Here is a 26927-nt window from a genome sequence, read left to right as displayed (position 1 = left end):
AGCGCGAAGCCGCGCCAGCCGAGTTCTTCGGTGAGCAGGTGCAGCAGGATCTGCGTCAGCAGCAGCGGCGCAACCGCAGGCGGCGGAACCAAGGCACCCATATCGTGGCTGCCCCCTTATCGCGAAATGTATCCCTATCGCTACCAAGGCAGGGATGCCGGGTATGAGCAGGGCGGCAAGATACCACTTCACGGGCACCCGCCAGATCGCCATCCGGGCAAACAGGGCCCTCAGCCCTGTCCGGCCGGCTGACAGTGCAGTAATCGAGACAGCTGCGACCGTGATCGCCAGGTATGACAGGGGGTCGCCCGGAAGCTTCCAGGGCAGCAGCCCATGTTGGAATGCGAGGCCGGTGCCCCAGATGCCCCACGCGAGGGCGAAAGTCAGGACGACGAAGGCGACTAGCGGCTTGCGGTCGGAGCTGGGCATGGGTCTCTTGATCTTTCCGTCGACGGAGACGCGGGATCGAGGGGTTCGAATGCGCGATTATTCTTACAAATGAGAATGCACATGGCTTGCATGGTTCCCGGAAGTACTTTTCGCTACTTTTCTCATTTGTGAGAATGGATTGAGCTTCTCCGTCAATCTCACCTGTGCCTGGGCCGTAGCTGCGCGGGGTGGCGGAGCACGCTGGCGGGTGCGGCAGGGGCGACCGTCAGCGGCACCGACTTGACGGCCAGTCCTAACGACCGTTCCGCTACTTTGTACCTTTCGTTAGCGGGTTGATGGGGGAGCGCAGCAACTACCCTCAGCCGCGAGGGTGTGCCGATTTCTGGCGTGACTTAGAGGATTTTGCGGGCTGGTGCTGAACCCCACGGAGTAAGACAGCACACCGAGCCGGACCGGGCGTTGATGGACGGGATTTTCGCATGCCGGGGACGGTAAAAGCTGTGCCGATAGAATGGTTTCACCCGTTCCCGATTTTCCCTTGGAAAGATCGCTGTTCATCCCATGCTTGAATCATTGCCCAGCTATGCAGTGGCCGCCGGAGTAGCAGCCTTATTCAATCCATGCAGCCTGCTGTTTTTACCGGTATGGCTCACGATGGTCGCCGCCCGGGCCTCCGGGATCACGACGTCAGCCGCCTCGCGCTGGTCGGCCGCCGCGGCTCTGGTTTTGACCGGCGGCTACGCTGCCTCGTTTTCGGTGGCGCTGTTGGTCCCGGGTGGTCCGGCGGCTTCGGCGGGCGCCCTTGCTTATGTCTCCGCCGGCACCGGGATGCTGATGGTGCTGTTGGCATCCTTCCTGATCGCCGGCGGCCGTGTGCCCCTGTTGCAAGCAGCGTCGCCGGTTGGCGGATCCCTCATCCGGCTCACCGGCCTCGCCGTGGCTGGCGCCGTGACCGGTCTGGCTTCGTTGGCGCCGCAACTTCCGGAACTGCTGGCGAGAATGGAAGGAGAGCTGGGTCCCGGTGCAGGAGCCGCCGCCGTGGAGATCGCCGCCTACCTCCTCGGCCTGCTCGCCGGGTTCGGCCTTCTCTGTGCCGCCGCGTCCTGGCTGGGAGGCACTGCCGGGCGGCGGTGGCCGGCCAGTGGGATCGTCTTGGACAAAGCGCAAGGGTACCTGCTCCTGCTCGCCGGGCTGGGCACCGCCTACTACGCCTTCTTTGCCGTGCGGGACGCCGCAGGAACCAAGGTCGAGGACCGGCTGATCGACGCGGCGCACGGTGTCCACGGGGCGCTGACGGACGTGATGCAGGCCATCCCGGTGTGGTTGATCCCAGTTGCTTATCTGGCGCTGACCGGCTGGCTTCTGCTGCGCAAGCCGCGGCCCAGCAGCGATGGACGAGAGTCTCCTCGCGGCACGGCTGCTGTCCCGGTCCCTGCCGCCTCGCCGGCCCCAAGGCCCGCGTCGGTCCCGAGGCCCGCGTCGGCATCCACGCAGCGTGCACGCCGTCGTCCGCTGCCGCAGCAGGACGGGGGAGAGCCCGCGTTCCGGGGGAAGATGGCAGCCGCGCTGGAGGCGGACGAGCACCGGCCGCGGCATTTCAATCCGAAGGCACTCCGCCGCGCCCGCGATCTCCAGGCCAGACCGGGGCGCGCCGTGAGCCTCCGCTCCCTCCGGGCGGCGAAGCCTCGCCGCTGACGGTGAACAATGGCTCCGGCCGCACCTTCGCCAGTTGCGGCCGGAGCCAGTTCGAAGCGCCTCAGTCGGTGAGGGGTCAGTAGGTTTCGGACGTCGTTTCCTTGCCGGCCTCCAGTGACGACGGCGCCGTGCTGCTGCCGGCCTTCAGCGCAGCCAGCCGTGCCTCCACTTCGGTCTGTTCGCCGAGGTCTTCCAGGCTTTCGAACTGGGCATCCAGGCTGGAGGCAGCGAGTTCGGCTTGGCCGCGAACCTTTGCTTCCTCGCGGCGGATCTTCTCCTCGAAGCGGCCGACTTCGCTGGTCGGATCCAGAACGTCGATGCTCTTGATGGCGTCGTGGACCTGCGTCTGGGCCTGCACGGTCTTGGAGCGGGCAATCAGCTCATCGCGCTTGTTCTGCAGCTCATTGAGCTTGCCCTTCATCTGGTTGAGGCCCTGCTTGAGCTTTTCGACGATTTCCGTCTGTGACGCAATTGTCGGCTCGGCGCCCTTGGCTTCGTTCTCTGAGGAAATCTGGCGCTGGATCGCTACTTTGGCAAGGTTGTCGAACTTCTCGGCATCAGAGGCCTGACCAGAAGAGCGGTATTCGTCGGCCTTCCTGCTGGCAGCCAACGCCTTGTTGCCCCAACTATTGGCGCTCTCAAGGTCCTGGTTGTAGTCATCCTGCAGCATCCGCAGGTTGCCGATGGTCTGCGCGACGGCGCTCTCGGCTTCCGCGATGTTGTTCGTGTAGTCGCGGACCATCTGGTCCAGCATTTTCTGCGGGTCCTCGGCCTGATCGATCAGAGAGTTGATGTTCGCCTTGGCCAGTTGTGCGATGCGGCCGAAAATGGAGTGCTTTACCACGGTGATGCCTTTCGATCTGGGTTTACTCGAACTGTTTGCCTTCCGGGCAGCCGGTTGGCTGCCCAGCCTGTCTGGTCTAGAAGTTGCCGCCGGCTCCGTCTCCGCCGCCGAACCCGCCGAAGCCACCGCCGAAGCCGCCGCCACCGCCAAAACCGCCGAAGCCGCCACCGCCGAAAACGTCGCCGCCTCCGCCGTCGCCGCCGCCGAAGAACCCGCCGTCGCCGTGCGAGCCGTGGCCGCCGTGCAGGATGGAGTCGATCAGGATGCCGCCGAGGATGGCTCCGCCCAATCCGCCGCCTCGGCCGCCGAACATCCCGCCACCGCCGAAGCCGCCCATGCCGCCGAACCCGTCCACGTCCTGCTGGGCCATTTGGCTGGCCTGCTGGGCAAGGGCATTGGCCTGCCGGGCGTAATTGAGGGCCTGCTCCGGATCGGAGTCCGCGATCGCCAGTGCATGATCAAGGTTGCGTTCCGCCTCGGCCAACCGCGTGCGTGCTTCGCTGCGCACCCCACCGCGGCGGGCCTGAATATAGTCGGACGTGCCGGAAATCTGGGCCTGGGCCGACATGATGGCGTGCTGCAGGGAATCGCGGGCACGCCGGTTGCGGTCCTGGCTGTCCCGGATTCCGGAGAGCGCAGCATCCAGCGGAGCCATGGCCTCCTCAAGCCGTTGCACCATCATGATCGGATCAACACGTCCTCCGGCGACCTGCTGCTGGACCGAGGACAGTGCTGCCTCCAGCCCCGCCACCGGACCGGTGAGTTCGGGGTGCTGACCGGACGCGATCATGGCCCTGGCCTGGGCGATGTCCTGGGCCGCCTCGGCGACGGTCCGTTCCATGTTGCTGCGGGCGTCGTCGAGGTCCTTGGCCGTTTTAGCAATGGCCTCCAGCAGGATGTTGGCCTGATGCAGGCTTTCCTCCGCGGCGCGCACAGCGATCACGGCGGCGCTGCGGTCTCCTTCGTCGAGCTTGGTCTGTGCGGTGTTGGCCGCGTTCTCAACGAAATCCAACCGCTCTCCGGCCTGGTCGATATTGTCCGCGACCTGCTGGAGCGCACTGTCGGCATAGCGGGCGCGGAGCTCCTGCAATCGGGCCGTGCCGTCAGCCAACCGGCCGCGGGTCTCCTCAGCCGCGGTCCGTGCCTGCTCGAGTGCCTGCGGTGCGGTCTTTTCCAGCTCCCGCAGTGCGTCAAAGTCCTCCTTGTGTGCCTGGAGGGAATCATTGACCGCTTCACACCGGCGGATGATGTCGCCCAGCCAGGCTCGCTGCTCCTCTTCGGTGTCTGGAATGTGGTCGTCGAGCTGCTGCTGCAACTTGAAAGACTCCATCATGTGGGCCTTTGCCGCCGTGATGTCCTCTCGGAACGGCTGCACCGCATCATCGCCATACTGCGCCATGGCGAAGCCCAATTCCTGCTCGCTGGACTTGATCGCGTCGTCGGCGGCTACGAGCAGGCTTCCGGCCTTTTTCCGCAGGTCTTCCACGGACAGGGCGTCATGCGGATCGAGCGGACGGCCGTCGGGACCTGCCACCAACTGCGGCTGCCGGCGGGAGGCCTTGTTCCGCTTGGATCGGGCATACAGCAGGGCCGCGCCGCCGCCCACCACCACCACGCCGCCGATCAGCAGCACCGGGGCCAGCGAGAGGCCGCCACCGGACTTGACCGATCCGTCACCGCCGGTGGCAGCGTCTTTGACGGCGGCCACCGTGTTGAGCGCTGCGTCCGCCCATTCCTCTGCGCCGAGGGCTGGGCGGATTGACCGGGCGATGTTCTGGTCGTAGGGCTCGATGGGATTATCCTGGGCAGATTCAAAAACATATTCGCGGCTGTCTACGGCAACGGCCAGCACGCTATCGACAGAGCCCATCGAGTTCAGTTCGGAGGTGGCCTTCAACCACTGTTGGCGGTCGGCCGGGTCGGTGAATTCGTCGACGTACACGATGAAGACGTTCAGGCCTTCGGACTGCTGCAATTCACGAACGGCGTCCTCGACTTCGCCGGTCCGGGCGCCCAGCACACCGGCCTGGTCCACCACGAACTCGCCCGGCGGAAAATCGACCGGCGGCACGGCTTGCGCCAGGCCGGCCGGGGCGAGGAAGACTGCGGTCAGGCCGGCTACGGCCGCCAGACGCCTGAACGGTGAACGCATGAAGGTCCCTTCGGCAAACGCAAACTGGGGCCGTGGTGCCCCGGCTCGTCAGCATGGTCCGGTCCCCGAACGGGGCGGATCCGCCATTGTGATTCTATGGTCCTGTATTTGGCGCAGTCCACCGACGCTCTGCGCCCGCGGCGAACGCGACGGCACCGGCGCGGCGGCGAAGGAGCGGCCGTTTCTCCGTGCCGCCGGCGAACTGTGCGCCGCGGAGGGGGCGGGCGCCGCCGTCGTACGCATCCGGCTTCTTCCCAGAAACCTTTCAGGAAACGTGCGACGTTATCCCAGCGATGCCATGCATAGTGGACTGCAGACCAAGAAAGGACCTGCCATGACTGAGAACAATCAGGACCCGCAGCAGCGGCCCGCGCGGCCAGTACCGCCCCAGCCGCAGAATCCGCCGGCCTTCGGGGCCGGAGAGCAGCGGTCCGCTGCCAACGACACCGAGCAGTTCAGTTCCCCGGCCCCTGATGCAGGCCGGCAGGTCCCGGCGCAGGACCAGACGCAGCCCCAGACGTCTCCGACGCTCCAGTACGGCCAGTACGCTCCGGGCGCGTTTGGCCAGTATGCCGCTCCGTCCTACAGCGGGGACACCTCCTCCAGCCACGGTGGCTACGGCAGCCACGGCACGGGGGCATCTGCCGGCTACGGCGGCGGGCCGCAGACCGCGGTCAGCGCGAAGAAGCGTTTCGGCACCGGGACGCTGATTGCCGGCATGCTGCTTGCGGGTCTGGCCGGCGGCGGCGTGGCCGTGGGGTCGCAGGCACTGGTCGATGGCACCGCCGGCACCTCGATCACCGGCAGCCCAGCCAAGCAGCTGATCGTGAACAACACCGATTCGGTCAACGAAATCACCGCGGCCGCGGCCAAAGCCTCCCCGAGCGTAGTGACAATTTCGGTGGCCAGCGGCAGCACCGGCGGTTCCGGGTCCGGCATCATCCTGGATACCGAGGGCCACATCCTCACCAACACGCATGTGGTGACCCTCGGCGGCCAGACGTCCAGTCCCGACGTCGAGGTACGCACCAGCGACGGCAATGTGCACAAGGCCAAGGTGGTCGGCACCGACCCGCTGTCGGATTTGGCCGTGATCAAGATCGACGCCCAGGGCCTCACCCCCGCGACGTTTGGCGACTCGGGGAAACTGAACGTCGGCGACACCACCATCGCCATCGGCGCGCCGCTGGGCTTGGCGGGCACCGTCACGGACGGGATCGTGTCCACGTTGAGCCGGACCATTAGTGTCTCGTCCTCCGCGGTTCCGGAAAATTCCGGCGACAGCGCCCAGCCCAGTCCGGGCGACCAGTTCAACTTCCAGTTCCCCGGCGAGAAGCAGTCCGGAAACCAGGGCAGCATCTTCCTGAACGTGATCCAGACCGACGCGGCCATCAACCACGGCAACTCCGGCGGCGCACTGGTGAACACGAAAGGCGAGGTCATCGGCGTGAACGTGGCCATCGCGTCCGCCAGTCAAGACAGCGGCAGCATCGGCGTCGGCTTCGCCATTCCCAGCAACTACGCACAGCGGGTTGCCCAGGAACTGATCAAGGACGGGTCGGCCAGTCACGGCATGCTCGGGGTCTCGGTCACCGCCAAGGCTTCCGGAAATTCCTCCGGCAACACGCAGTTCTCGGTCGGCGCGGACGTGGTCGAGGTGGTGAAGGATTCGCCGGCGGCGAAGGCCGGGCTGAAGAAGGGCGATGTAATCACCGGCGTGGAAAACCGCGTCATCGGCGACAGCCAGTCCCTGACCGCCGCCATCCGTGAACATGCCGCCGGCAGCACGGTCAAGGTCACCTATCTGCGCGACGGCGAGACGCACACCGCCGACGTGACCCTCGGCGAAGGCCAAGCCTGACCTCCACAGTTCCTGCAACGCGCATGCGGCTCTGCCCCTCACGGCGGGGCCGCAAGTGTTTACCGACGTGGCGTTGCCGGTAAGGTTAGGGTGTTTGCAGCGACCCGCAACACCCGCGCGGGTTGTGGACGGCGGAAGGAAGCTCAGCGAGGATGCAAAAAGCAGCAGGCACAGCCTTGAACATCGTGGTGCTGGTCAAATATGTTCCGGACGCGCAGTTCGACCGCCACCTGACCGGTGATCCGGCGACGGTGGACCGGTCCGAGAGCATCCTGTCCGAACTGGACGAATACGCCATCGAATCCGCCCTGCAGTTGGCGGAGGAGCGCGGCGGGCCGAAGGCAGGCAACCGGGTCATTGCGCTGACCATGGGCCCGGCCGCAGCAGCCACTGCAGTGAAGAAAGCCCTGCAGATCGGCGCCACTGAAGGCCTGCATGTGAACGACGACGCGCTGGCCGGCTCCGATGCGACCGGAACATCGCTGGTCCTGGCGGCGGCCATCCGCAGCCTCGGCGACGTTGACTTGGTGCTCACCGGCATGGCGTCCACCGACGGTGAAACCTCGCTGGTCCCGGCGCAGTTGGCCGAGCGCCTGGGCCTGCCGCAGCTGACCTTTGCCGCCAGCCTGGAGGTGGACGGCACCACGGTCCGTGCCCGCCGCGACGGGGACACCCATGCCGACAGCCTGGAAGCCGAACTCCCGGCGCTGGTATCCGTCACCGACCAGATCAACGAACCGCGCTACCCGAACTTCAAGGGCATCATCGCGGCCAAGAAAAAGACGGTTGCCACGGTGACGCTGGCTGATCTGGGCATCCAGCCCGCTGAGGTCGGCACCGCCGGCGCCTGGACCGCCGTCCGGGCGGCCGAGGCACGCCCGCCGAGATCGCAGGGAACCATCATTACCGATGAGGGCGACGCCGGCATCCGCCTGGTGGACTTCCTGGCCGCCCAAAACCTGCTCTAGTCCGCCACGGAAACCGCGAAGGATATCGGCATCATGCCTACAGTTCTTGTTTTTATCGACCAGCCCGGCCCGGCCCTGCACAAGGGCCAGTTGGAACTGCTCACGCTGGCGCGCGGCATCGGCGAGCCGGTGGCTGCGTTCAACGGCGACCTCACCGACGCAGTCCGCACCACGCTCGGGGACTACGGCGTGGGCACCATCTACCGGCCGTCCGCGGACCTGGACGGCGCCTTGGTGGCCCCGAAGGCCGCCTTCGTGGCCGCTGCCGCCCGTGAAGCCAACCCGGCCGCGGTGCTGCTTCCCAACACGTTCGAAGGCAAGGAAATTGCTGCCCGGACCGGGATCAAGCTGGATTCGGGCGTCATTACCGACGCGATCGGCGTCTCCGCCGACCTGACCGTGACCAAGAGCGTGCTCGCCGGCGCCTACACGGTGCAGGCCCAGGTCGGCAGGGGCACGCCGATTATCACCGTGAAGGCCAACGCCGTCGCCGAGGCTCCCGCGGCGGAAGCCGCCGTGCCGGAGGTGGCGACCGTCGACGTCGGGGACTTCGGCCCCGCGGCCCGCATCACCCATCGCGCGGAGAAGGCAGCCAGCGGTCGCCCGGCGCTAACCGAAGCTCGCGTGGTGGTGGCCGGCGGCCGCGGCACCGGCGGAGACTTCTCTCCGATCGAAGACCTGGCCGACGCCTTGGGCGGGGCGGTGGGCGCGTCCCGGGCCGCCACCGATGCCGGCTGGATCGAGCACTCGGCACAGGTGGGCCAGACCGGCCAGACCGTCTCGCCGCAGCTGTATGTCTCGGCCGGCATCTCCGGCGCCATCCAGCAGAAGGCGGGCATGCAGACGGCCAAGGTGATTGTGGCGGTCAACAACGACGCCGACTCGCCGGTTTTCGAGATTGCCGACTTCGGCATCGTCGGCGACCTGGCTGACGTCTTGCCCCAGGCCGCCGCCGAGATCCGTCGGCGGAAGGGCTAGCCGCGGTGACGGCTGCGGAGTTTATGCCGGCACGCGTGCTCGTCTTTGCCGCACACCCGGACGATCTGGATTTCGGGGCGGCGGGCACCATCGCCCGCTGGACGGCCGCGGGCGTGCAGGTGAGTTACTGCATCATGACCGACGGCGATGCCGGCGGCTTCGACGACGACCAGCGGGCCGGCATTGTGGAACTGCGGGCGGCCGAGCAGGCGAAGGCCGCGGCGTTGGCCGGCGTGACCGACCTGCATTTCCTGCACCAGCCCGACGGTTATCTGGAGCCCACCCACGAGGTGATCCGGCAGACGGTGGAGCTGATGCGGCGGATCCGTCCCGACATCGTGCTGTCCATGCACCCGGAGCGGGCCTGGGACCGGATCCAAAAGAGCCATCCGGACCATTTGGCCTGCGGTGAGATCGTGACTCGCGCGATCTACCCGGCGGTGGAAAACCCGTACGCGTATCCGGAACTGCTCGAGGCAGGGCTGGCTGCCTACAAGGTGCCCTATCTGTGGTTCTACGGCGGCCCCGGAGAACGGGAGAACCATTTTGTGGACATCACCGACTGGGTAGACACCAAACTGGCCGCCATCCGGATCCACGCAAGCCAGCACCCTGACCTGGCCGGCATGGACGCCCGTGTGCGGCAGAATCTGGTGGAGAACGCCGTGCGCGGTGGGCTCCCGGCAGGCCGCAGCGCGGAGGCTTTCCACGTGGTCGGAATCAATACCCCGGAGACGATCGCCGGATTCTGACGCCGGCAGCGCGCCGGCACGGTGGCAGGGCCTGCGCTGCCGGATCCCGTCGTCCGGCAGCGGCGCAGGCTAGCCGGCCGGAGTGGGAATGACGACGGCGAACGGCAGGCTGGGGGACTCGGCCCCGCCGGGTGCCTCGACCGAGACGGCCAGTTCGCGCGTCGTGGAGATGCCGTCGATCACTACCGGGTTCCCCGCGGTGATGTCCGCGGCCTCAATGGTGCCGGCGGATACCGGCGCGGAGCCGTCCAGCGGGACCCGCCAGACCTGGTACGTGCGCCCCTCGGACGCCGCGACGTCGTTGAACGTCAGGACAGCAGCGTTCTTGCCGAGTGAGATCGAGGCGTCGACGGTGCCGCCACCGTAGACTTCCTGCTGGCTGGTGACCACGTCCGGAGCGTCGGCAACGTCCTGGTCAGAGGTGCCGCCCAGGGCTCCGGCCACGGCGATGGCACCAACGATCACCACGATGGCAGCCAGGGCCAGCAACAGCCACTTGGTCACCGCGGGCATCGGCCGCCGCTCGTCCTCGTCTGCTCCGCCGGTCAACTGGTCGGCGTGCAGTACGGAATGGTCCTCATCCGCTGCTGCGTAGTCGTTCCCCTCGGTGGAGTTTCCGGGGCTGGCCAGGCGATCAGATGGCTGTGGCGTATCCATAGGGTGCCAGTCTATCGGTCCCCGAGCGCCGCGCCTTCTCGGCCGGCGACACGCTGCCGTTTCCGGCGGGCGCTACAGCTTCGCCCCGGCGAAGCCGTGCTGCCGCCAGGCTTCGTAGACGGCAATCGAGGCCGAGTTAGCCAGGTTCAGCGAACGCAGCGACGGCAGCATGGGCAGGCGCAGGCGGGCCGTCACGTGGGCATCCTGCTTGACCGCTTCCGGCAGCCCGACGGACTCCGGGCCGAACATCAGCACGTCGCCGGGAACGTAGGAGACGTCCGTGTAGGAGGTCTCGCCGTCGGAGCTGAAGGCGAAGACCCGTTCCGGTTGCAACGCCTGCCAGGCCGCCTCCAGATTGGCGTGGACGTGGACCACGGCCAGATCGTGGTAGTCCAGGCCGGCGCGGCGGAGTTTGGAGTCTTCGAAGGTGAAGCCCAGCGGTTCAACCAGGTGCAGTTCGGCTCCGGTGACCGCGGCCAGCCGGATGGCGTTGCCGGTATTGCCGGGGATTTCGGGAGTGTAGAAGAGGATGCGGAACACGGACTCCATCCTAAGCGCGCCGAAGCGCCGGCCCGCACCGGCGAGCGGCCAGCACTCCCGAGTGTCCACGGGACCCGCAGCCGGTCAGCTGTGCATGCCTGCCAGCAGCCGGGCGAGCGAGGGGACATGCACCGTGTTCGATGCCGGCCCGGAGGACAGGAACTGCTTGACTTCGCGCACCAGCCGGGCGGCGTTGACCACGTGCACCGGCGCAATTCCGTCGGGATCGTAGCCGCGGGTGTAGTCGATCACCGGTTCGTGCAGGTTGCCGTCCGCGGAATGGATCACAATCCAGCCGGTGACATTGAGTTCCGGGAACAGCTCCTGCATCCGCCGCACCGCCGGTGCCAGTTGCGGCGGGTCCACCACGCGGCCGTCCTTGTGCAGGGTGCGCCCGTCCCAGCGGAAGTTCCCGCGCGGCAGCAGCATCGAATCGATCAGGGCCAACCGGTAGCCGGCCAGCAGCGCGTGGTCAATGAAACCGTTGTCGGCCGGCGAGTGCAGTCCGTTGACCAGCCGCGCCGACGGGATGGCGGGCAGAATCTGCCGGCTGATCAATTGCACGCTCAGCGCTTCGCGGCGCAGCCTGGCGGCGGCACCGAAGATGCCGCGCTTCCGCGGTACTCCGTGGATTTGCTGCCGGGCGATGCTCTCCGCAAGGCCGGTGGTGGCCTCGGCGGAGCCATACGCGGGAACAAAGACCGGCGCGTCCGACGCCGAGGGCCCGCGCTGTCCGGGTGCCCGCCGGGGGGCGGCGGACGCCGCGAAGGACTCGGCGCTGTCCGTCCGAGCGTCCGGGGCGGTGGCGGCGCCGTAGGACCGGTCGTAGCGGGACCGGGTCTGCGGGTTGCTGAGGACTTCATAGGCCAGGCTCACGCGGCGGAACTCGTCGGGGTCCCCGCCGTGGTCCGGATGGGTGGCGCGTGCGGCCCTGCGGTACGCGGCCTTGATCTGCTGTGCGGTGGCATTGACCGGCAGCCCCAAGGCATCGTAATGGGATGGGGGAGTCACCGGCCGCCTCTCTGTAGGATCTGGGGGTCCTGCGCGAAGCCCAGTGTAACCGCCGCGCACCGGCCGCCTCTGCCGTGCCGCAGCTGGCCCGCCGCGGCCGGCACGCCGTCGAGTTGCAGGCGGAGACGTGGACCGCGCTCGCGGAAATGGTGGCCGACGAGCTGCGCCGCGGGATCTCCGCCCTGTTGGTGGCGGGCGGGGACGGAATGGTTCACTTAGCAGTCAACGCGCTGGCGGGCGCGCAGGTTCCGCTGGGCATCGAGCCGACGGGGAGCGGAAACGATTTTGCCCCGTTGACCGCGTACGACGACGGTGCGCTGGATCTGTTCATCGTCTCGCCGCTGTCCCGTCCCGCCTTCTGGGGGGCATCTTTCCGCGGGTCTATGCCGACGGCGAGCCGGTCGGCAGGCTTCCGGCCTCGGTCGACGTGGTGCCCGGTGCGCTGTCCGAGGCGGTGTAACGCAGCAGCAGCATGGACCCGGACTCCAGCACCTGGCGCAGTTCCAGCCGCTGCAGCGACTGGCCGGGAACATGGTCCGAGATCCGCTTGCCGGTGCCGCCAGCCAGCAGCGGGCTGATGGTCAGGCACAGCTCGTCGACCAGTCCCGCGGCCTGGAAACTGCCGAAGAGGGTGGGGCCGCCCTCGCTGTGCAGCTGCTGGTAACCGCGGGCCACCAGTGCCCTCACCATCAACGCCGGTTCCACCCGGGTGGTGCCGGCGTCGACCACATCTGCCACCGGTTCCAATGCGCGGCGCCGGGTCGCAGGGGAGGCCGCACTGGTCAGCACGATCGGGCGCACCGGCGCGGCCGTGAAGAACTCGCTCTCCGGATCAAGGTCCAGCGAGGCGGAGACCACCGCGACGGGCGGGTGCGGACTCATGCCGCGGGCGGTGCGCCAGGCCTGAGATTCGGCCGAGAGCAGCTCGCCGCCATAGCCTTCTGCGCGAATGGTCCCGGCCCCGACCACCAGGACGTCGGCCAGCCGGCGCAACAGCAGGAAGACCCGCTGGTCCACTTCGTCGCCCAGCGTCCCGGAGCGGCCCTCGTAGGTGGCCGCCCCGTCCAGGCTGGCAACGAAGTTGAACCGGATCCACGGACCGGACCGGGGGAGTTCGCCGTACCAGTCCAGCAAGTCCTGGTCGGTGGCCTGCTCCGGACCGGGCGGAAGGATGCGCCGGATCGGCCTGGTCACGGCGCCGCCGGTTCGTTGACTTCGCCCATGTTGTGCTTCAGATAGGACGGTTCGCGCCAGCCCAGCACGGCCTCGGCCATGCGGATGGCGGCGCTTGCTTCGGGAACGTTGTGCATGCGCAGGATCCGCGCGCCGTTCATGATGCAGATGACGGCGGCCGCCAGCGATCCGGACAGCCGTTCCTGTTTGGGCTGGTCCAGCGTTTCGCCGATGAAGTCCTTGTTGGAAACCGCCGCCAACGCCGGGTAGCCGAGTGCGGCGATTTCACCGAAGCGGCGGGTGATTTCCAGCGAATGCAGCGTGTTCTTGTTGAGGTCATGGCCCGGGTCGATGATGATTTTCTCCGCGGGGATGCCCAGGTCCACGGCCAGGTCAACCTTGCGGCGCAGGAAACCGGCAACGTCGTCCACCACGTCCCCGTAGCGGGGTCGCGGATACACGGTGCGGGGAGCGGCGAGCGAGTGGGTAATGACCAGATGTGCCCCGCCTTCCGCCACGACCGCCGCCATGTCCGGGTCCTGCAGGCCGGTGGTGTCGTTGATGACGTTGGCGCCGGCGCGGATGCTCGCCTCTGCCACCTCGGGCAGGAAGGTGTCGGCGGAAATCACCACGTCCGAGGCAGCCCGCACCGCCTCAATCACCGGAACAATCCGTTCCGCTTCTTCGCGCGCGGACAGGGCCGGCCCCGGCGCGAAGGGAACGCCGCCAATGTCCACCCAGTCCGCCCCCGCTGCCACCGCCTGCAGCGAGGCATCGATGGCGGCCTCCAGCGCAAAGGTCCGGCCCCGGTCGTAAAACGAATCGGGGGTCCGGTTCACGATGGCCATCAGCGCCACCTGCGAGCGGAAATCGATCCGGCGGGAGCCGAACTCGTGCACCGGATGGTGCAGCTCGGGCAGGAAGGCGCCGGACGGCGTCTGCTCCGTCAGTGGTTGACTCACAGGCTGGTCAGCTCCTTGTCGGGGTTGGACAGGTCCGCGGCATCCACCGAGCGGCCGGACCGGATCAGGTCCTGGATGGGCTCTTGGACGTCCCAGATGTTTACATTCATACCAGCCACCACCTTGCCCTCGCGCAGCCAGAACGCGATGAACTCCAACTTGTCCGGGTCCTGGTAGCTGCCCCGGAAGACCGGTTCGCTCTCGGCAGCCCACGGGAAATAGCCGGAGTACTCCATCCCGATGCCGAACTGGTCCGTGTAGAAGTACGGGATGTCATCGTTGGACGCATCCCGGCCCAGCATGGCGGCAGCGGCAGTCTTGCCCTGCGCAATGGCATTCGCCCAGTGCTCGCTGCGCAGCGGCGCACCGAAGACCGGGTGGTAGGCACGGGCCACGTCACCGGCGGCAAAGACATGCTCGGCCGAGGTGCGCAGTTGCTGGTCGGTGTCGATGCCGTTGGTCACCGTCAGCCCGGCAGCTTCGGCCACCGCCGTGTTCGGGACGGCGCCGATGGCGGCCAGCACCACATCCGCGGCGAGGCGCTCGCCGTCGTCCAGAAGGACGCCGCTGACCTTGCCGTTCTCGCCGAGGATTTCCACCGGCCAGCGCCCGGTGCGCAGCACCACGCCCTCCCGGCGGTGGGTGTCCGCGAAGATGCCGCCGATGGTTGAACCCAGTGCCGAGGCCAGCGGGATCTCACCGCGGCCCACGATGGTGGCCTCGTTGCCAAGTTGGCGCGCCGTGGCAGCAACCTCCATGCCGATCCAGCCCATGCCGAGCATCACCAGCCGCTGGTTCCCGGTCGCCAGCACCGTGTGCAGTGATTCGCTGTCATCCAGCGTGCGCAAATAGTGCACCCCTTCCAGCTCGGCTCCGGGCAGCTCCAGCCTCCGCGGCGATGCCCCGGTGGCCAGCAGCAACTGGGAGTACTTCAGGGTGATGGCGTCCGAGAACGTGACGGTACGGGCGGCGGGATCGAACGACTCCACCGTGGTGCCGCGCAGCAGCCGGACGCCATGCTCGGCATACCAACCAGGCGGCTGTACCAGCGCCGCCTGCGCGTCCTCGCGTCCGGCCAGGAAGTCCTTGGACAGCGGGGGCCGAATATAGGGGTGTTGGTCTTCGGTGCCGGCCAGCACTATTTCGCCGCTGTAGCCGCCCTGCCGCAGGGCTTCGGCAGCGGTGGCGCCGGTCAGCCCGGCTCCGGCAATGACGATCGGGTTCTCTGCCATGGCAGCGCTCCTTCAAAGGGCCGGCGGGCACTCTGCGGGCCATGCCCCGACGGCCGCCGATCTGATGGAAGCACCGGCAGCTGCCTGTTGGGGCAGGGCCAGATGTTCTAAAATGGTTATGTTCGACTTTAGAAATCCGTTCCGCATAAGTCAATGCACCTGCCACCGGAAAGGGCGCCATGACCGATCAGCCGCCACCCGGACTCTCGGCTGTCACCGCCTTGGGCGACGACGTTCGCCGCCGCCTGTTCGAATTTGTCCGGCACAGCGGCGAGCCGGTGACCCGGGACCAAGCCGCCGCCGCCTTGGATCTGCCGCGCAGCACCGTGTCCCTGCAGCTGGACGCACTGGCCGGGCACGGACTGCTGACTGTGGAGTTCCGCAAACTCAGCGGCAAATCCGGTCCGGGCTCCGGCCGCCCGTCGAAGGTGTACACGGCCGCGGTGCCGGAAGTCTCGGCCTCCGTACCGGAACGCTCCTATGACCTGGCCGGTGAACTGCTGGCCACCGCGGTGGAGGAATCGGCCAAGACGACGCGCCCGGCACACGAACTTGTAGCCGAGGCCGCCCGGGCCAAAGGCCTGGAACTCGGGGCCGGCACGGCCGGCATGGAAGCTGCACTGGCCTCGGCGGGCTACCGGCCGCTTCCGGATGCGGCCGGTTTTGCGTTGGGAAATTGCCCGTTCCACCTGCTGGCCCGGAGCCATACGCAGACAGTGTGCGGACTGAACCTGGCGCTGCTGGAGGGGATGCTGGACGGCTGCGGGGACCGGAACCACAGCGTCGCCGCCGATCCGGACGGGCCGTTCTGCTGCGCCAGGATCAACCGGCGCCGGCCCGCTTAGTGCACCGGCCCTCGTTATCTGCCGGCCCGCGTGATGCGTCCCGCCGGCCGTCCCACATGGTCGGCTGGGGCGCGGGCATGAGGGCATGTAAAATGTTGGCGTGCCCGTGTACCTTGACCACGCGGCGACCACGCCCATTCTGGCGCAGGCCCTGGCCGCACTCACCCACGAACTCAGCCGCAGCGGCAACCCCTCGTCGCTGCACGGCTCCGGCCGCCGTGCCCGCAGGGTGGTCGAGGACGCCCGCGAGACCATCGCCGCCGCAACCGGAGCCCACCCGTCCGAAGTGATTTTCACCTCCGGCGGTACCGAAGCGGACAATCTGGCCGTCAAGGGGCTGTACTGGGCGCGGCACGACGCCGATCCCCGGCGCCGGCGGATTCTGTGTTCGCCGGTGGAGCACCATGCAGTGCTGGACACGGTGGAATGGCTGGAAAAGCACGAGGGTGCCGAGGCGGTCTGGCTGCCGGTCGACGCCGACGGCGTGGTCCCGGTGGAGGCCGTGCAACGGGAAATCGACGCGGACCCCGCCGCCGTGGCTTTGATCACCGTCATGTGGGCCAACAACGAGGTAGGCAGCGTCCAGCCGGTGGCGGAGATTGTTGCCGCCGCCCAGGCGCACGGGATTCCGGTCCACTCCGACGCCGTCCAGGCCTTCGGCCACCTGCCGGTAGATTTCAAGGCCTCCGGGCTGGACACCATGGCCATCACCGGACACAAAATCGGCGGCCCGGTGGGCGTGGGCGCGCTGCTGGTCCGCCGGGACGTGAAGCTGACTCCCGTCCAGCACGGCGGCGGACAGGAACGCGACATCAGGTCCGGCACGCTGGACACCCCGGCGATCGCGGCCTTCGCCGCCGCGGCGGAGACCGTCGTCGGGCACTTGCCGGAAGAAGCCCAGCGGTTGGCGGGCCTGCGCGAAAAGCTCATTGCCGGCGTCGTACGCTCCGTCCCGGAGGCGGTGCTGCGGGGGACTCCGGACCCGGAACAGGTCGGCCGGCGGCTGCCGGGCAACGCGCACTTCACCTTCCCGGGCTGCGAGGGGGATTCGCTGCTGTTCCTGCTGGATCTGGCCGGCGTCGAGTCCTCCACCGGGTCGGCGTGCACCGCGGGAGTGCCGCGGCCCTCGCACGTCTTGCTGGCCATGGGGCTGAGCGAAGAGGAAGCCCGTGGCGCACAACGCTTCACGCTCGGGCATACAACCACCGAATCGGACGTTGACGCATTGGTAGCCGCGCTGCCGGAGGCGTACGCGCGGGCCAAAAAGGCCGGCATGGCCGGACACGTCTCCAGCATCCAGACCGCCGGTACGCAGGCGGACTGACCGGCGGAACGCTGGCTGTCGGCGCGAACGACTGTGGCGCTGCGGCTGACACAGACAACACATCAGTAGGGAAACGAATTCATGAAGGTACTGGCAGCGATGAGCGGCGGCGTGGACTCCGCCGTGGCAGCGGCACGGGCGGTGGAGGCCGGCCATGACGTGGTGGGCGTGCACCTGGCCCTGAGCCGGATGCCGGGCACACTCCGCACAGGCAGCCGCGGCTGCTGCACCATCGAGGATTCGCGTGACGCCTGGCGCGCCTGCGACATCCTGGGCATCCCGTACTACGTCTGGGACTTCTCGGAGCGGTTCAAGGAAGACGTGGTGGACGATTTCATCGCCGAATACGCCGCCGGCCGGACGCCGAACCCCTGCATGCGCTGCAATGAGCGGATCAAGTTCGCGGCACTGTTGGAGAAGGCGCTGGCGCTGGGATTCGACGCGGTATGCACCGGCCACTACGCCAAGGTGATCGAGGACGAGCACGGCAACCGCGAGCTGCACCGCGCCGCCGACTGGGCCAAGGACCAGTCCTACGTGCTGGGCGTCCTGACCCACGAGCAGCTCAAGCATTCCATGTTCCCGCTGGCTGAAACGCCGTCCAAGGCCGAAGTGCGTGCCGAGGCCGCGCGGCGCGGGCTCTCCGTGGCGAACAAGCCGGACAGCCATGACATTTGTTTCATTTCCGACGGCGACACCCGTGGCTGGCTGGCCGAAAAGATTGAGATGGAATCGGGATCCATCGTTGACCAGGACGGCCAAGTAGTCGGCGAACACGAGGGCGCCAACGCGTTCACCGTGGGCCAGCGACGCGGACTCAAGCTGGGCCGGCCTGCGCCCGACGGCAAGCCGCGGTTCGTGCTGGAGATCCGACCCAAGGAGAACAAGGTGGTGGTGGGGCCCGAGGCCCTGCTGGCCGTGGACCAGATGCGCGGCATCAAGGTTTCCTGGGCCGGCCTGCCGCTGCCCGAGGTCGAAGCGCAGACGGCATTCGACTGCATGGTCCAGGTCCGGGCGCATGGCGATCCCGTGGCCGCCCGGGCCCAGTCCGAGCTCGACGACGACGGCCGGCAGCAGCTGGTGGTGACGCTTATCGAGCCGATGCGCGGGGTGGCTCCGGGCCAGACCATGGTCCTCTACCAAGGGACCCGGGTGCTGGGCCAGGCAACCATCGATTCGGCGCGTTCGCTGAGCTGGGACCCGGCCAAGGTTTCCTGACGCACCGCCGGCGGGCTTCACACACGAGTAACCGGTGCCTTGCCGATGCGGGCCGAACCATAAACTGGGAACATGACCGACCCCCACCTTGCCGATGACTTTGACCCGACCGCCAGCTCCCTCTCCGACCAGGTGGCTCCCGAGGTGATGGCGGAGCTGCTGGCGGTGCGCGGCAGCATCGATAACATCGACGCCACGTTGGTCTATCTGTTGGCCGAACGCTTCAAGGCGACGCAGCGGGTGGGCTACCTCAAGGCCAGGCACAAGCTGCCCCCGGCCGACCCCGACCGCGAAACCGCCCAGATCGGCCGGTTGCGGCGGCTCGCCGAGGAGGCGCATCTGGACCCGGCCTTCGCCGAGAAATTCCTGAACTTCATCATCTCCGAGGTCATCAGGCACCACCAGGCCATCTCCGACGAGCACAACGGCGGCAACTGACATGACCGCAGGCTCCGACGCACCCGCTGCCGAGGTGCGGCCCAGCCAGGTGAGCGCCACCGGTCTGGGCAGCTGGCCCGGTACGGACCCGGCCGAAGCGGCCCGGATCATCCGCGGCGAACTCGGCGAACCGAACCTGCCGCATCTGGTGGAGCTGCCCGACCGCGGCGTCGGCTCGGACCCGGTTTCGCGGACCGCCGGATTGCTGGAGGAACTCTACATCGACCTCCAGCCGCATGGCTGGCGGCTGGTAGACCGCCCGGGGCAGGACCACCGCCGGGCTGTTTCCGCCTTGCGCACCGACCTGAACGTGCTGGCCGACGTGGTCGGTGCCGAAGACCGTCCGGGCTCACACTTCAAAGTCCAGCTGCGCGGACCGATGTCCTTGGCCGCCAATCTCTACCTCCACAACGGCGAACGTGCGCTCATCGACGCCGGTGCGCGGCGCGACCTCGCCCAATCGCTGGTGGCCGGTGCGGCAGGCCACCTCGCCCAGGTCAAAGCCTCGCTGCCGGCTGGCACGGAGCTGGTGGTCCAGCTGGATGAGCCGGAGATCGACGCCGTGCTGGCCGGGACCATTCCCACGGCCAGCGGCTACCGCACCCTGCGGTCGGTTGCGGCTTCGGAAGCATCGGCCGCCTGGGACCTGCTGGCTGCAGCCCTGCGCGACGCCGGTGCCGTGGAAGTGGTGGCCCAGGTTCCGGCCACGGATTCCGCCCTGGACGCGGTGGCCGCCAGCGGCTTGGACGGGTTCGCCATCCCGACCGGCGGGCTGAGCACCCGGCAGTGGGAAACCATCGCCGCGGCGGTCGAAGCCGACCGACGCATCTGGGCCGGCCTGATTGACCCCGCCACCGGAAGCATCCCGCAGGTCACGGCGCTCGTTGATTCAGTGGTGCGGCCGTGGCGGCAGCTGGGTTTGCCGCTCAAACGCCTGCCCCAGCTGCGGGTCACGCCGTCCGCCGGCTTGGCCGGATCTGCCCCCGATGCGGCTCGCTCGGTAGTGAAGCGGTTGACCCAGACCGCCGACGCGCTGAACCAGGTTGTCGCGGAGGACTGAGCAGGCCGGACGGGACCGTGCCCGACAACCGGGTGCACCGCGCTCAGGGCTGGGGCGATACCGAATAGGTGAAGGACCCGTCGTATTCGAGCACGGTTCCGAGCTGGCGTTGAATGACTTTCGTCCGGATCCGGAAGCGGCGTTCGGCTTCGTCCCACCATTGTTCGGTGAACGCCGCGGCCTCGAACAAGAGCGGCAGCCGGACCGAGCGGCGGCCGGCAATCAGGCGGCTGCGGCGCGAGACGATCCGCATGCGGCCATCAACCCCGACCGAGCACGTCACGTCCGTGAGCAGACGGCCGCTCCGGCCCAGCGCGCCGACGGCCGTGCCCAGGTTGTCGTCCCAGCCGGTCCGGTCCTCCATGATCCGGGTCCGGTTTTCGAAGTGGAGCGTTCTGACGGCGGTTAGCTGCGGCTGGCCGTTCGCACTCAGCGAGGCCCGGTTCTCGATGCTGAAGGGCACCTTGTGCTGGTACTCGGGGAACAACGCGTTGTCGCTGCTTGTCAGGCCCAGGAACGGCCGCAGCGCCGGAACCGGGCAGCCTGCCACATCGAACGTCCCGGAACCGACGCCGCTGACTGTTGCACCGTCGTCGTTCTCCGCAGCCACCGCGAGCGAGAAGTACTGCTGCAGTTCGGGCTGGAGCAGCGAGAAGTCGGGCCCCAGCGCACGTTGGTAGACAGACGCCACTGCATCACCGCCCGTGCCGGTCGGCCGGCCCGTGATGAGGCATTCCGGTGACGGGGTCCACGGCGGTCACAGCCTTCCGGCGGCTTTCAGCCGGATGTACATGTCGGCCAGCTGGGGCGGCAGTTCGTGCGGGGGAGCGTCCACCACTTCGGCGCCCAGCTGGCGGATCTGGGCGGCGACGGCGGCCCGTTCCAGCATGGCCCGCTCCGCGGCGGCCGCCCGGAACGTGTCGTCGGCGGTGTCGCGCACGGTGCGCAGCCGGTCGATGTGCGGATCGCTGACCGAGGCGACCACCACGGTGTGCTTGGCGGTCAGCTGGGCCAGTACGGGCAGCAGGCCCTCCTCGGCCGCCCCGGAATCCAGTGCGGTGAGCAGCACCACCAGGGACCGGTGCGATGACAGGGCGTGGATCTCGGCGGGTATCTGCGACCAGTCCGCCTCGATCAGCTCCGGGTCCAGCGGCGCCATGGCGTTGACCAGCTGGTTGAGCAAGTTGCCTTTGGCCCCGGAGGCGACCTTGGCCCGCGGCCGCCGGTCGTAGGCCAGGAAATCCACCCGGTCGCCGCCGCGTTCGGCGAGCACCGCCAGGAGCAGGGACGCCTCGATTCCGGTGTCCAGCCGCGGCTCGTCCTCGATCCGTGCGGCCGAAGTGCGGGAGGTATCCAGCACGATCACCACGCGGCGGTCGCGCTCCGGCCGCCAGGTGCGGACGACGACGGCCTGCCGCCGGGCGGTGGCGCGCCAGTCGATCGAGCGCACGTCGTCGCCGCGAACATAATCGCGCAGCGAGTCGAACTCGGTGCCGGCCCCGCGGATCTGCACAGCCACCCGTCCGTCCAGTTCGCGCAGCTTGCGCAGTTTGGAGGGCAGATGCCGTTTGGAATGAAAGGGCGGCAGCACGCGCAGCCGGCCCGGCAGGCTGATGGTCATCTGCCGGGCAGCGACGCCGAGCGGGCCGAGCGACCGGATGGCCACGTGGTGGGCCATGAGGTCGCCGCGCCGCTGGGGCGTCAACCGGACCTCGAGCAGCCTGCGTTCGCCCGGCGAAATCCGCACGCGCTGGTCGGGATTCGCGGCGCCGGCCGAGGGCTGCCAACCGTCCCGGACCACGGCGCGCAGCTGGCGGCGGCCATGGTTGGCCAGCAGCAGCTGGGCCGTGACTGATTCGCCCAGCCGGACATTTGCCGGCAGTCGCCGCTGCAGCCCCACCCGGCGCGGCGAAAGCGCCAGCGCCAGGTCAACGCCCACCGCCGCCGCCAAGAGCAGGCACCACGCTAGCGCCGTGGCCGGCCGCGGGAACAGCAGCAGCGGGATGATGCCCGCCAGGGCCAGCAGCACAAAACGCCCGGTAATCGCCACGGCGTGCTCAGCGGGGGACCGGCACGGTGGCCAGAATGCTCTGCAGCACGTCGTCGGCCTGCACGCCGTCCATCTGCGCCTCCGGCCGCAGGCTGACCCGGTGCCGCAGCGCCGGCAGGGCCAGCGCCTTGACATCGTCCGGGGTAACGAAGCCGCGCCCGTTGAGCCAGGCCCAGGCCCGGGAGGTGTTGAGCAGCGCGGTGGCGCCGCGCGGCGAGACGCCCAGCTGGAACGACGGCGCGGACCGGGTGGCGCGGACCAGGTCCACGATGTAGCCGACTACCTCGGGTGCGATCGCCACCCGGGCCACGGCGGCCCGGGCCTGGACCAGGTTTTCGGCAGAGGCCGCGGCCCGCACCCCGGCGCCCTGCAGGTCGCGCGGGTCGAAGCCCAGGCTGTGCCGGCGGATGATCTCGATCTCGGCGTCCCGGTCCGGCAGGTTCATGGTCAGCTTCAGCAAGAAGCGGTCCAGCTGGGCTTCCGGCAGCGGGTAGGTGCCTTCGTATTCCACCGGGTTCTGCGTGGCCGCCACGATGAACGGCTCGGGCAGCTTCCGCGAGGTGCCGTCCACCGAGACCTGGCGTTCTTCCATGGCTTCCAGCAGCGACGCCTGGGTCTTCGGCGGCGTGCGGTTGATCTCGTCGGCCAGCAGGATATTGGTGAATACGGGACCCTCGCGGAAACGGAATTCGGAGGTGTGCGTGTCGTAGATCATCGAGCCGGTAACGTCACCGGGCATCAGGTCAGGGGTGAACTGGATCCGCTTGGTATCAAGGCTGAGCGCGGCGGAGAGCGAGCGGACCAGCAGCGTCTTGGCCACCCCGGGCACGCCTTCAAGCAGCACATGCCCGTGCGAGAGCAGCGCGATCAGCATCCCGGTCACGGTGGAGTCCTGGCCCACCACGGCTTTGGCCACTTCGCCGCGGACATCGTGCAGGGCCTGGCGGAGGCGGTCGTCGTCGGAGGGCTGCGTGGCCACGGCGGGGCCGCCGCCGTACTGGGCCGCCTGCCGCTGTCCTGTCTGTTCGCTCATCGGTGCATTACCTCTTTCTCTAGCTGCTGAAGTTCTTGGGCCCAGGCCACCAGCCCGGCTTCGGTCCCGGGCGCCTCGTGGCGCAGGATGCGTTCCAGGTCCGCCCGTGCGCGGCCGCTGTTCCGGGCCACCGCAGCGACGACGTCGGCGCTGCTGGCTCCCGTGGGCAGGCGCAGGTGGGCGGCGAGTCGGGTCAAGGTGGCGGCGCGCAAGTTGTCCGCTGCATGATTCACGGCCTTGGCATTCTGGTAGAGCCGGGCGCGGCCCTCGATCGTCTCGGCCGAACGGACCAGGACCGGCAGCGGCTCGGACACCAGCGGGCCGAGCCGGCGCCCGCGCCAGAACATGGCGACGATGCCGACGGCCATCAGCCACAGGGACACCGGCAGCACCCATCCCGGCAACAGGCTCATCGGGTTGACCGGTGTGTCGGCCACGGGCATGTCCTGTGGTCCCGCCCGGTACCAGACCAGCCGGTCCGTGGCACCCAGGGTGTTCAGGGCCAGCGCCGCGTTGCCGGCCTGGACAATGGCTTCGTTGCTGAGCACATGTCCGGCCCCCAGCACCACGGTGGCACCGTCGTCGGACAGCACGTAGGGCGCGGCGTCCCCACCAGGCGTTTCGAAGGCGAAGCACATGTCGCTGCCGCCGCGGTAGGCGAGACCGCCGCGTGTGATCTCCCCGGCTCTGGTGGGGCCGGGGAGCCGGCAGTCGGCGGGCAAGTGCGCGCCTTCGGCCGGGACCACGCCGGCCGCCCGGACGCCGGGGGCGAGCGCCCGCAAGGCCTCGAAGCCGGGTTCAAGCAGCACCAGATGGTCGGCCTGTTTCTTCAGCGGTTCCAGCTGCTCCGCCGCCAGGTAACTGTCCGGATCATGGACTAGCAACGTGGCTCCGGCCGCCTGGAGTTGGTCGCGCGTTTCCTGCAGCGAGCCGGTGGCAACAACCTGCACGCCCTGCTGGCGGAGCACCTCGGCCACGGCCTTGGCACCGTTGGGTGCGGCATTGCCGGGCGAGAGGTCGGCACGGTCGGCCGCCGGGCCGCGCAGCAGCTCAAGGGCGACGACGCCGCAGAGCAGCACCAGCAAGACCAGCCAGAAGCTCCACCGGCGCAGCCGGTTGCGGAGCGTGGACCACACGCTGCCGCCGTCGCCGACCGTTTCCGGTTGGGACCCTGATGCGTGGGCCGCTGCTCCGCCGGCTGGGCTTCCGGCCAGGTCTTCGGGGACGGCTGCCGGTGCCGCGCTTGTTCCTGCCTGCCTCATCGCGGGACCGCCAGCGGCGGGATGGTGGCGTCGGCGGGGATGGGCGACGCTGCAGCCAAGGAGTCATCCAGTGCGGCCAACCGGTCGACATCCTCCGGGGAGGCAGGAACCTTGCCGTATCGCACCGAGTCGAAACGGTTGGCCGCTGTCCGCAGCCGTCCGGCCTCGGTGCTGAACGCAGCAGCGATCCCGGCGGCCGCCTCGTCGGCAGTCCGGCCCGGCTGAGCATCCAGCACCACGCGCTCTTCCATCGACCGCACCAGTGCGCGGAACCGCTCGGCGAGGGCTGTGTCCCAGTCGCCGCGGGCTGCCGCTTCACGGGAATTGCGGCGGTGCTCGTCGGCCGTGAGGGGCGCGGCGGCGTCGAAAATTTCTGCCGCTGCACGGCGCCGGGCGTTGCGCCGCGGCTTGACCACCCACACGGCCGCGCCGATCAACAACAGGGCGGCCAGGACCAGGAACAACGTGCCCAGATTCGGGCTGAAGCCGTTCAGCTGCGAGATCAGCTCGGCGAACCAGTCGAGGATCCCCTGCAGCACCGATTCCAACACTCCGGGGCGGGCGTCCTGGTATTCCTCCTTGGCCAGCTCGCGGACCAGCAGTTCGCGCGCCTCCTCCGGATCCGGGTTCACCAGGGCGGCGGCGAGCGCCAGTGCTGCCGGAACCACCGTCACGGCCCCCACGGCCCGGATCGCCCGGGTACCGCGGAGCCGGGCGTCGTTCCGGTGCCGAGTCCCGGAATGCTCCGGGTTTCCTGGCCGCCGGAAGCCTCGTGCTCGCGCAGCAGCACCACGTCGAACCCCTCGCGGCGGATCCGCAAGTCGATGTAGACCAGGGCGATCACCGCTGCCTGGAACGCGTAGCCAATGGCCGAGAAGATCGAGGACAGCAGCATCGAAGCCAGCGTGAGCGGTCCCATGGTGGACAGCATGCTCTCGGCCGACGTCGGATCGCCCAGCAGCGGTCCGGCCAGTCCAAGGATGAACGAAATCGGCATGCTGATGACGGATGTAATCACCGTGACGATGATGGTGCACAGCAGGATGATGCCGAACGTCCGCCACCAGCTGCGGTTGGTCAGCTGCCAGGACCGGGCGAGCGCGTGGAAGAGCGGTGCACGTTCCATGATGATGACCGCCGGGGCCAGCATCAGCTTGATGCCGATCCAGATGGACACCGCCGTCAGGGCGAGAATGATCAGCACAATGATCCAGACCGAGGACACGCCCAGCTGGTCGGCCAGGAAGAACGAGCCGGCAACGATCACCACCAGCGCAACAGCTGTCAGGGCCAAATACAGCAGGCCCAGTCCCGCCAAGGCACCGATCCGGCCCTTGGCCAGTGCGAACATCAGGCGGAAGCTGGTTTTCTGGTTGACCGCTGCCCTGGCCGTGGGAATGGCGAGCACGCCTTGCAGGATTAGGACTCCCACGCTGGACAACAGGCCGAGGACCAGGGAGGAGATGATGATGGAGAGGCCGAAGGCCAGCGCGGATTCATCCGTGAGTTCCTCGTTGGCCATGACCTGCAGGCCGCCGAAGGCCGAAATGATCAGTCCGCCGACCAGCCAGGCCAGCGCGCTGACCACCACTTGGAGCAGAACCGCCGTGCCGAAGACGGCCGCGGCGTTCTTGCGGGCAGCTTGGAAAGCGCCGTCGAGGATCTCGCCCACGCCGAGCGGACGCAGCGGGATGACGCCCGGTTTCGGCGGCGCCACGTAGCCTCGGTACGGACCGGGGCCGGCCGGCGCCGGCCAGCCGCCGCCTTGCTGGCCCTGCCACGATCCAGGCTGCTGTCCGACGGGTGCGGGCTGTCCCCATGCCTGACCTGGTGCAGGTTGTGCCGACGGCTGGCCGGATGTGGGTTGTCCCCACGGCTGCTGCTGGTTCCATCCGGGCTGGGCGGGCGGTGGCTGCTGGCCCGGCTGCGCCCACGTCGGTTGCTGTGCGGCAGGTCCAGGCTGTCCCCACACCGGCTGCTGACCCCACGCCGGCTGCTGGCCCCAGGCCGGCTGACCCGGCTGTCCCGGCGCTGCCGGCTGCCCCCAGGGCGGCTGCCCGGCCGTATCCTGCTCGCCCGGCCGCTGATGACCGGCGTCATTGCCGTGCCCGGCCGGTTCGGAACCTCCACCGCCGTGGGAGCCGGCGCCGCCGGAGCCCTGCCGCTGCGGATCCCTGCTGTCATGCCCGGCGTCGTTGGCCCCGTGGCTCATCGCGTTCCGTCTTTCTGATCTCGTGTGGCCGACTGCGGGAGGCCGTCGGCGAAGTGTTAGCCTCTCATCAGCCTATAGTTTCGGTCCGTGACTTCCTAGAATCCCGGGGCGGGCCCGGCCGTGGGTTCGCTTTTGGTGCGCCCGGTGCGCCGTTGCGGCAGGAACTCGGTGACATAGGGGACAATTAGGAGATATGAAGGCACGCATTCTGGTCGTAGACGACGACGAGGCCCTGGCCGAGATGATCGGCATCGTGCTGCGCAACGACGG

Annotated in this window: 25 protein-coding genes and 2 pseudogenes; 13 read left to right on the top strand and 14 right to left on the bottom strand. The window is 68.4% G+C overall.

Features of this window, described 5'->3' with window-relative positions; genetic code table 11:
- The first annotated feature begins 1044 nt into the window (after positions 1 to 1044).
- Positions 1045 to 2085 carry a hypothetical protein gene (locus tag AC5RWT_RS08830; RefSeq protein WP_494079952.1) on the top strand — a complete coding sequence of 347 codons (1041 nt, stop codon included), beginning with the start codon at positions 1045 to 1047 and terminating at the stop codon, positions 2083 to 2085.
- A 76-nt stretch (positions 2086 to 2161) separates the two neighbouring features.
- Here AC5RWT_RS08830 and AC5RWT_RS08825 read toward each other — a convergent pair whose 3' ends face one another.
- Together AC5RWT_RS08825 and AC5RWT_RS08820 are read right to left on the bottom strand one after the other, a co-directional pair.
- Entirely contained in the window at positions 2162 to 2929 is a 768-nt protein-coding gene (locus AC5RWT_RS08825) for a PspA/IM30 family protein (RefSeq protein ID WP_494045551.1), read from the bottom strand.
- A gap of 76 nt (positions 2930 to 3005) precedes the next feature.
- A complete protein-coding gene (locus AC5RWT_RS08820) occupies positions 3006 to 5081 on the bottom strand; it encodes a TPM domain-containing protein (protein ID WP_494079951.1) in 2076 nt (691 codons plus the stop codon).
- Between the two features lie 334 nt (positions 5082 to 5415).
- Here AC5RWT_RS08820 and AC5RWT_RS08815 point away from each other — a divergent pair, with 334 nt between their 5' ends.
- From AC5RWT_RS08815 to AC5RWT_RS08800, 4 genes are all read left to right on the top strand, one after another.
- Positions 5416 to 6942 carry a S1C family serine protease gene (locus AC5RWT_RS08815; RefSeq protein ID WP_494079950.1) on the top strand — a complete coding sequence of 509 codons (1527 nt, stop codon included), beginning with the start codon at positions 5416 to 5418 and terminating at the stop codon, positions 6940 to 6942.
- A gap of 152 nt (positions 6943 to 7094) precedes the next feature.
- Entirely contained in the window at positions 7095 to 7910 is an 816-nt protein-coding gene (locus AC5RWT_RS08810) for an electron transfer flavoprotein subunit beta/FixA family protein (RefSeq protein WP_494045554.1), read from the top strand.
- Positions 7911 to 7943: 33 nt separating this feature from the next.
- On the top strand, positions 7944 to 8888 hold the full coding sequence (locus AC5RWT_RS08805; RefSeq protein WP_494045555.1) for an electron transfer flavoprotein subunit alpha/FixB family protein: 945 nt from the start codon (positions 7944 to 7946) through the stop codon (positions 8886 to 8888).
- Between the two features lie 23 nt (positions 8889 to 8911).
- Positions 8912 to 9640, top strand: a complete 729-nt coding sequence (locus tag AC5RWT_RS08800; RefSeq protein ID WP_494045856.1) for a PIG-L deacetylase family protein — start codon at positions 8912 to 8914, stop codon at positions 9638 to 9640.
- A 69-nt stretch (positions 9641 to 9709) separates the two neighbouring features.
- On the opposite strand, the gene AC5RWT_RS08795 is transcribed toward AC5RWT_RS08800, so the two are convergent.
- The 3 genes from AC5RWT_RS08795 to AC5RWT_RS08785 all read right to left on the bottom strand — a co-directional run bounded on the left by AC5RWT_RS08795 (position 9710) and on the right by AC5RWT_RS08785 (position 11848).
- Complete coding sequence (locus AC5RWT_RS08795; protein WP_494045556.1) at positions 9710 to 10297, bottom strand: anti-sigma factor; 588 nt, start codon at positions 10295 to 10297, stop codon at positions 9710 to 9712.
- A 72-nt stretch (positions 10298 to 10369) separates the two neighbouring features.
- Positions 10370 to 10837, bottom strand: a complete 468-nt coding sequence (locus AC5RWT_RS08790) for a tRNA (cytidine(34)-2'-O)-methyltransferase (RefSeq protein WP_494045557.1) — start codon at positions 10835 to 10837, stop codon at positions 10370 to 10372.
- Positions 10838 to 10921: 84 nt separating this feature from the next.
- Positions 10922 to 11848 carry a J domain-containing protein gene (locus AC5RWT_RS08785; RefSeq protein ID WP_494045558.1) on the bottom strand — a complete coding sequence of 309 codons (927 nt, stop codon included), beginning with the start codon at positions 11846 to 11848 and terminating at the stop codon, positions 10922 to 10924.
- Positions 11849 to 11922: 74 nt separating this feature from the next.
- Between AC5RWT_RS08785 and AC5RWT_RS08780 the strand changes: the two are divergent.
- Positions 11923 to 12129 (top strand): annotated as a pseudogene (locus tag AC5RWT_RS08780) (diacylglycerol kinase family protein); the annotation flags it as partial.
- 100 nt (positions 12130 to 12229) lie between these two features.
- Here the strand turns inward: AC5RWT_RS08780 and AC5RWT_RS08775 are convergent.
- Genes AC5RWT_RS08775 through AC5RWT_RS08765 form a run of 3 tightly spaced genes read right to left on the bottom strand, consistent with a single transcriptional unit; the run spans position 12230 to position 15215 of the window.
- On the bottom strand, positions 12230 to 13042 hold the full coding sequence (locus AC5RWT_RS08775; protein WP_494079949.1) for a pyrimidine reductase family protein: 813 nt from the start codon (positions 13040 to 13042) through the stop codon (positions 12230 to 12232).
- On the bottom strand, positions 13039 to 13983 hold the full coding sequence (folP, locus tag AC5RWT_RS08770) for a dihydropteroate synthase (RefSeq protein WP_494079948.1): 945 nt from the start codon (positions 13981 to 13983) through the stop codon (positions 13039 to 13041). Before folP ends, AC5RWT_RS08775 begins: the two co-directional genes overlap by 4 nt.
- On the bottom strand, positions 13980 to 15215 hold the full coding sequence (locus AC5RWT_RS08765) for an NAD(P)/FAD-dependent oxidoreductase (protein ID WP_494045561.1): 1236 nt from the start codon (positions 15213 to 15215) through the stop codon (positions 13980 to 13982). Before AC5RWT_RS08765 ends, folP begins: the two co-directional genes overlap by 4 nt.
- A gap of 179 nt (positions 15216 to 15394) precedes the next feature.
- Here AC5RWT_RS08765 and AC5RWT_RS08760 point away from each other — a divergent pair, with 179 nt between their 5' ends.
- The 5 genes from AC5RWT_RS08760 (at position 15395) to AC5RWT_RS08740 (ending at position 20100) form a co-directional block, all read left to right on the top strand.
- Positions 15395 to 16060, top strand: coding sequence for a helix-turn-helix transcriptional regulator (locus tag AC5RWT_RS08760; protein WP_494079947.1), 666 nt, complete (start codon positions 15395 to 15397; stop codon positions 16058 to 16060).
- 100 nt (positions 16061 to 16160) lie between these two features.
- Entirely contained in the window at positions 16161 to 17384 is a 1224-nt protein-coding gene (locus AC5RWT_RS08755; RefSeq protein WP_494045563.1) for a cysteine desulfurase family protein, read from the top strand.
- An 81-nt stretch (positions 17385 to 17465) separates the two neighbouring features.
- Positions 17466 to 18602, top strand: a complete 1137-nt coding sequence (gene mnmA, locus AC5RWT_RS08750) for a tRNA 2-thiouridine(34) synthase MnmA (RefSeq protein ID WP_136784669.1) — start codon at positions 17466 to 17468, stop codon at positions 18600 to 18602.
- Positions 18603 to 18674: 72 nt separating this feature from the next.
- Positions 18675 to 19040 carry a chorismate mutase gene (locus tag AC5RWT_RS08745; RefSeq protein ID WP_493949749.1) on the top strand — a complete coding sequence of 122 codons (366 nt, stop codon included), beginning with the start codon at positions 18675 to 18677 and terminating at the stop codon, positions 19038 to 19040.
- A gap of 1 nt (position 19041) precedes the next feature.
- Positions 19042 to 20100 (top strand): uroporphyrinogen decarboxylase/cobalamine-independent methonine synthase family protein, encoded by a 1059-nt coding sequence (locus AC5RWT_RS08740; protein ID WP_494079946.1) that lies wholly within the window; start codon positions 19042 to 19044, stop codon positions 20098 to 20100.
- 43 nt (positions 20101 to 20143) lie between these two features.
- Here AC5RWT_RS08740 and AC5RWT_RS08735 read toward each other — a convergent pair whose 3' ends face one another.
- The 6 genes from AC5RWT_RS08735 to AC5RWT_RS08710 form a co-directional block, all read right to left on the bottom strand.
- On the bottom strand, positions 20144 to 20791 hold the full coding sequence (locus tag AC5RWT_RS08735; RefSeq protein WP_494079945.1) for a DUF4166 domain-containing protein: 648 nt from the start codon (positions 20789 to 20791) through the stop codon (positions 20144 to 20146).
- 66 nt (positions 20792 to 20857) lie between these two features.
- A complete protein-coding gene (locus tag AC5RWT_RS08730) occupies positions 20858 to 22150 on the bottom strand; it encodes a DUF58 domain-containing protein (RefSeq protein WP_494045566.1) in 1293 nt (430 codons plus the stop codon).
- Positions 22151 to 22157: 7 nt separating this feature from the next.
- Complete coding sequence (locus AC5RWT_RS08725; RefSeq protein ID WP_494079944.1) at positions 22158 to 23183, bottom strand: AAA family ATPase; 1026 nt, start codon at positions 23181 to 23183, stop codon at positions 22158 to 22160.
- On the bottom strand, positions 23180 to 24445 hold the full coding sequence (locus AC5RWT_RS08720) for a DUF4350 domain-containing protein (protein ID WP_494079943.1): 1266 nt from the start codon (positions 24443 to 24445) through the stop codon (positions 23180 to 23182). The genes AC5RWT_RS08725 and AC5RWT_RS08720 overlap by 4 nt, the downstream gene beginning before the upstream one ends.
- On the bottom strand, positions 24442 to 25119 hold the full coding sequence (locus AC5RWT_RS08715) for a DUF4129 domain-containing protein (RefSeq protein WP_494045569.1): 678 nt from the start codon (positions 25117 to 25119) through the stop codon (positions 24442 to 24444). The genes AC5RWT_RS08720 and AC5RWT_RS08715 overlap by 4 nt, the downstream gene beginning before the upstream one ends.
- The gene (locus AC5RWT_RS08710; protein ID WP_494079942.1) at positions 25116 to 26162 is read right to left on the bottom strand and encodes a glycerophosphoryl diester phosphodiesterase membrane domain-containing protein; all 1047 of its coding nucleotides are present in this window, start codon (positions 26160 to 26162) and stop codon (positions 25116 to 25118) included. The genes AC5RWT_RS08715 and AC5RWT_RS08710 overlap by 4 nt, the downstream gene beginning before the upstream one ends.
- 147 nt (positions 26163 to 26309) lie before the next feature.
- On the opposite strand from AC5RWT_RS08710, the gene AC5RWT_RS08705 reads away from it, so the two are divergent.
- The gene (locus tag AC5RWT_RS08705) at positions 26310 to 26675 is read left to right on the top strand and encodes a hypothetical protein (protein WP_494079941.1); all 366 of its coding nucleotides are present in this window, start codon (positions 26310 to 26312) and stop codon (positions 26673 to 26675) included.
- 175 nt (positions 26676 to 26850) lie between these two features.
- Positions 26851 to 26927, top strand: a pseudogene (locus AC5RWT_RS08700) (DNA-binding response regulator); the annotation flags it as partial.

This window comes from Arthrobacter sp. Dra40 (assembly GCF_059091905.1).
This window is presented reverse-complemented; position numbering and strand designations above follow the sequence as displayed.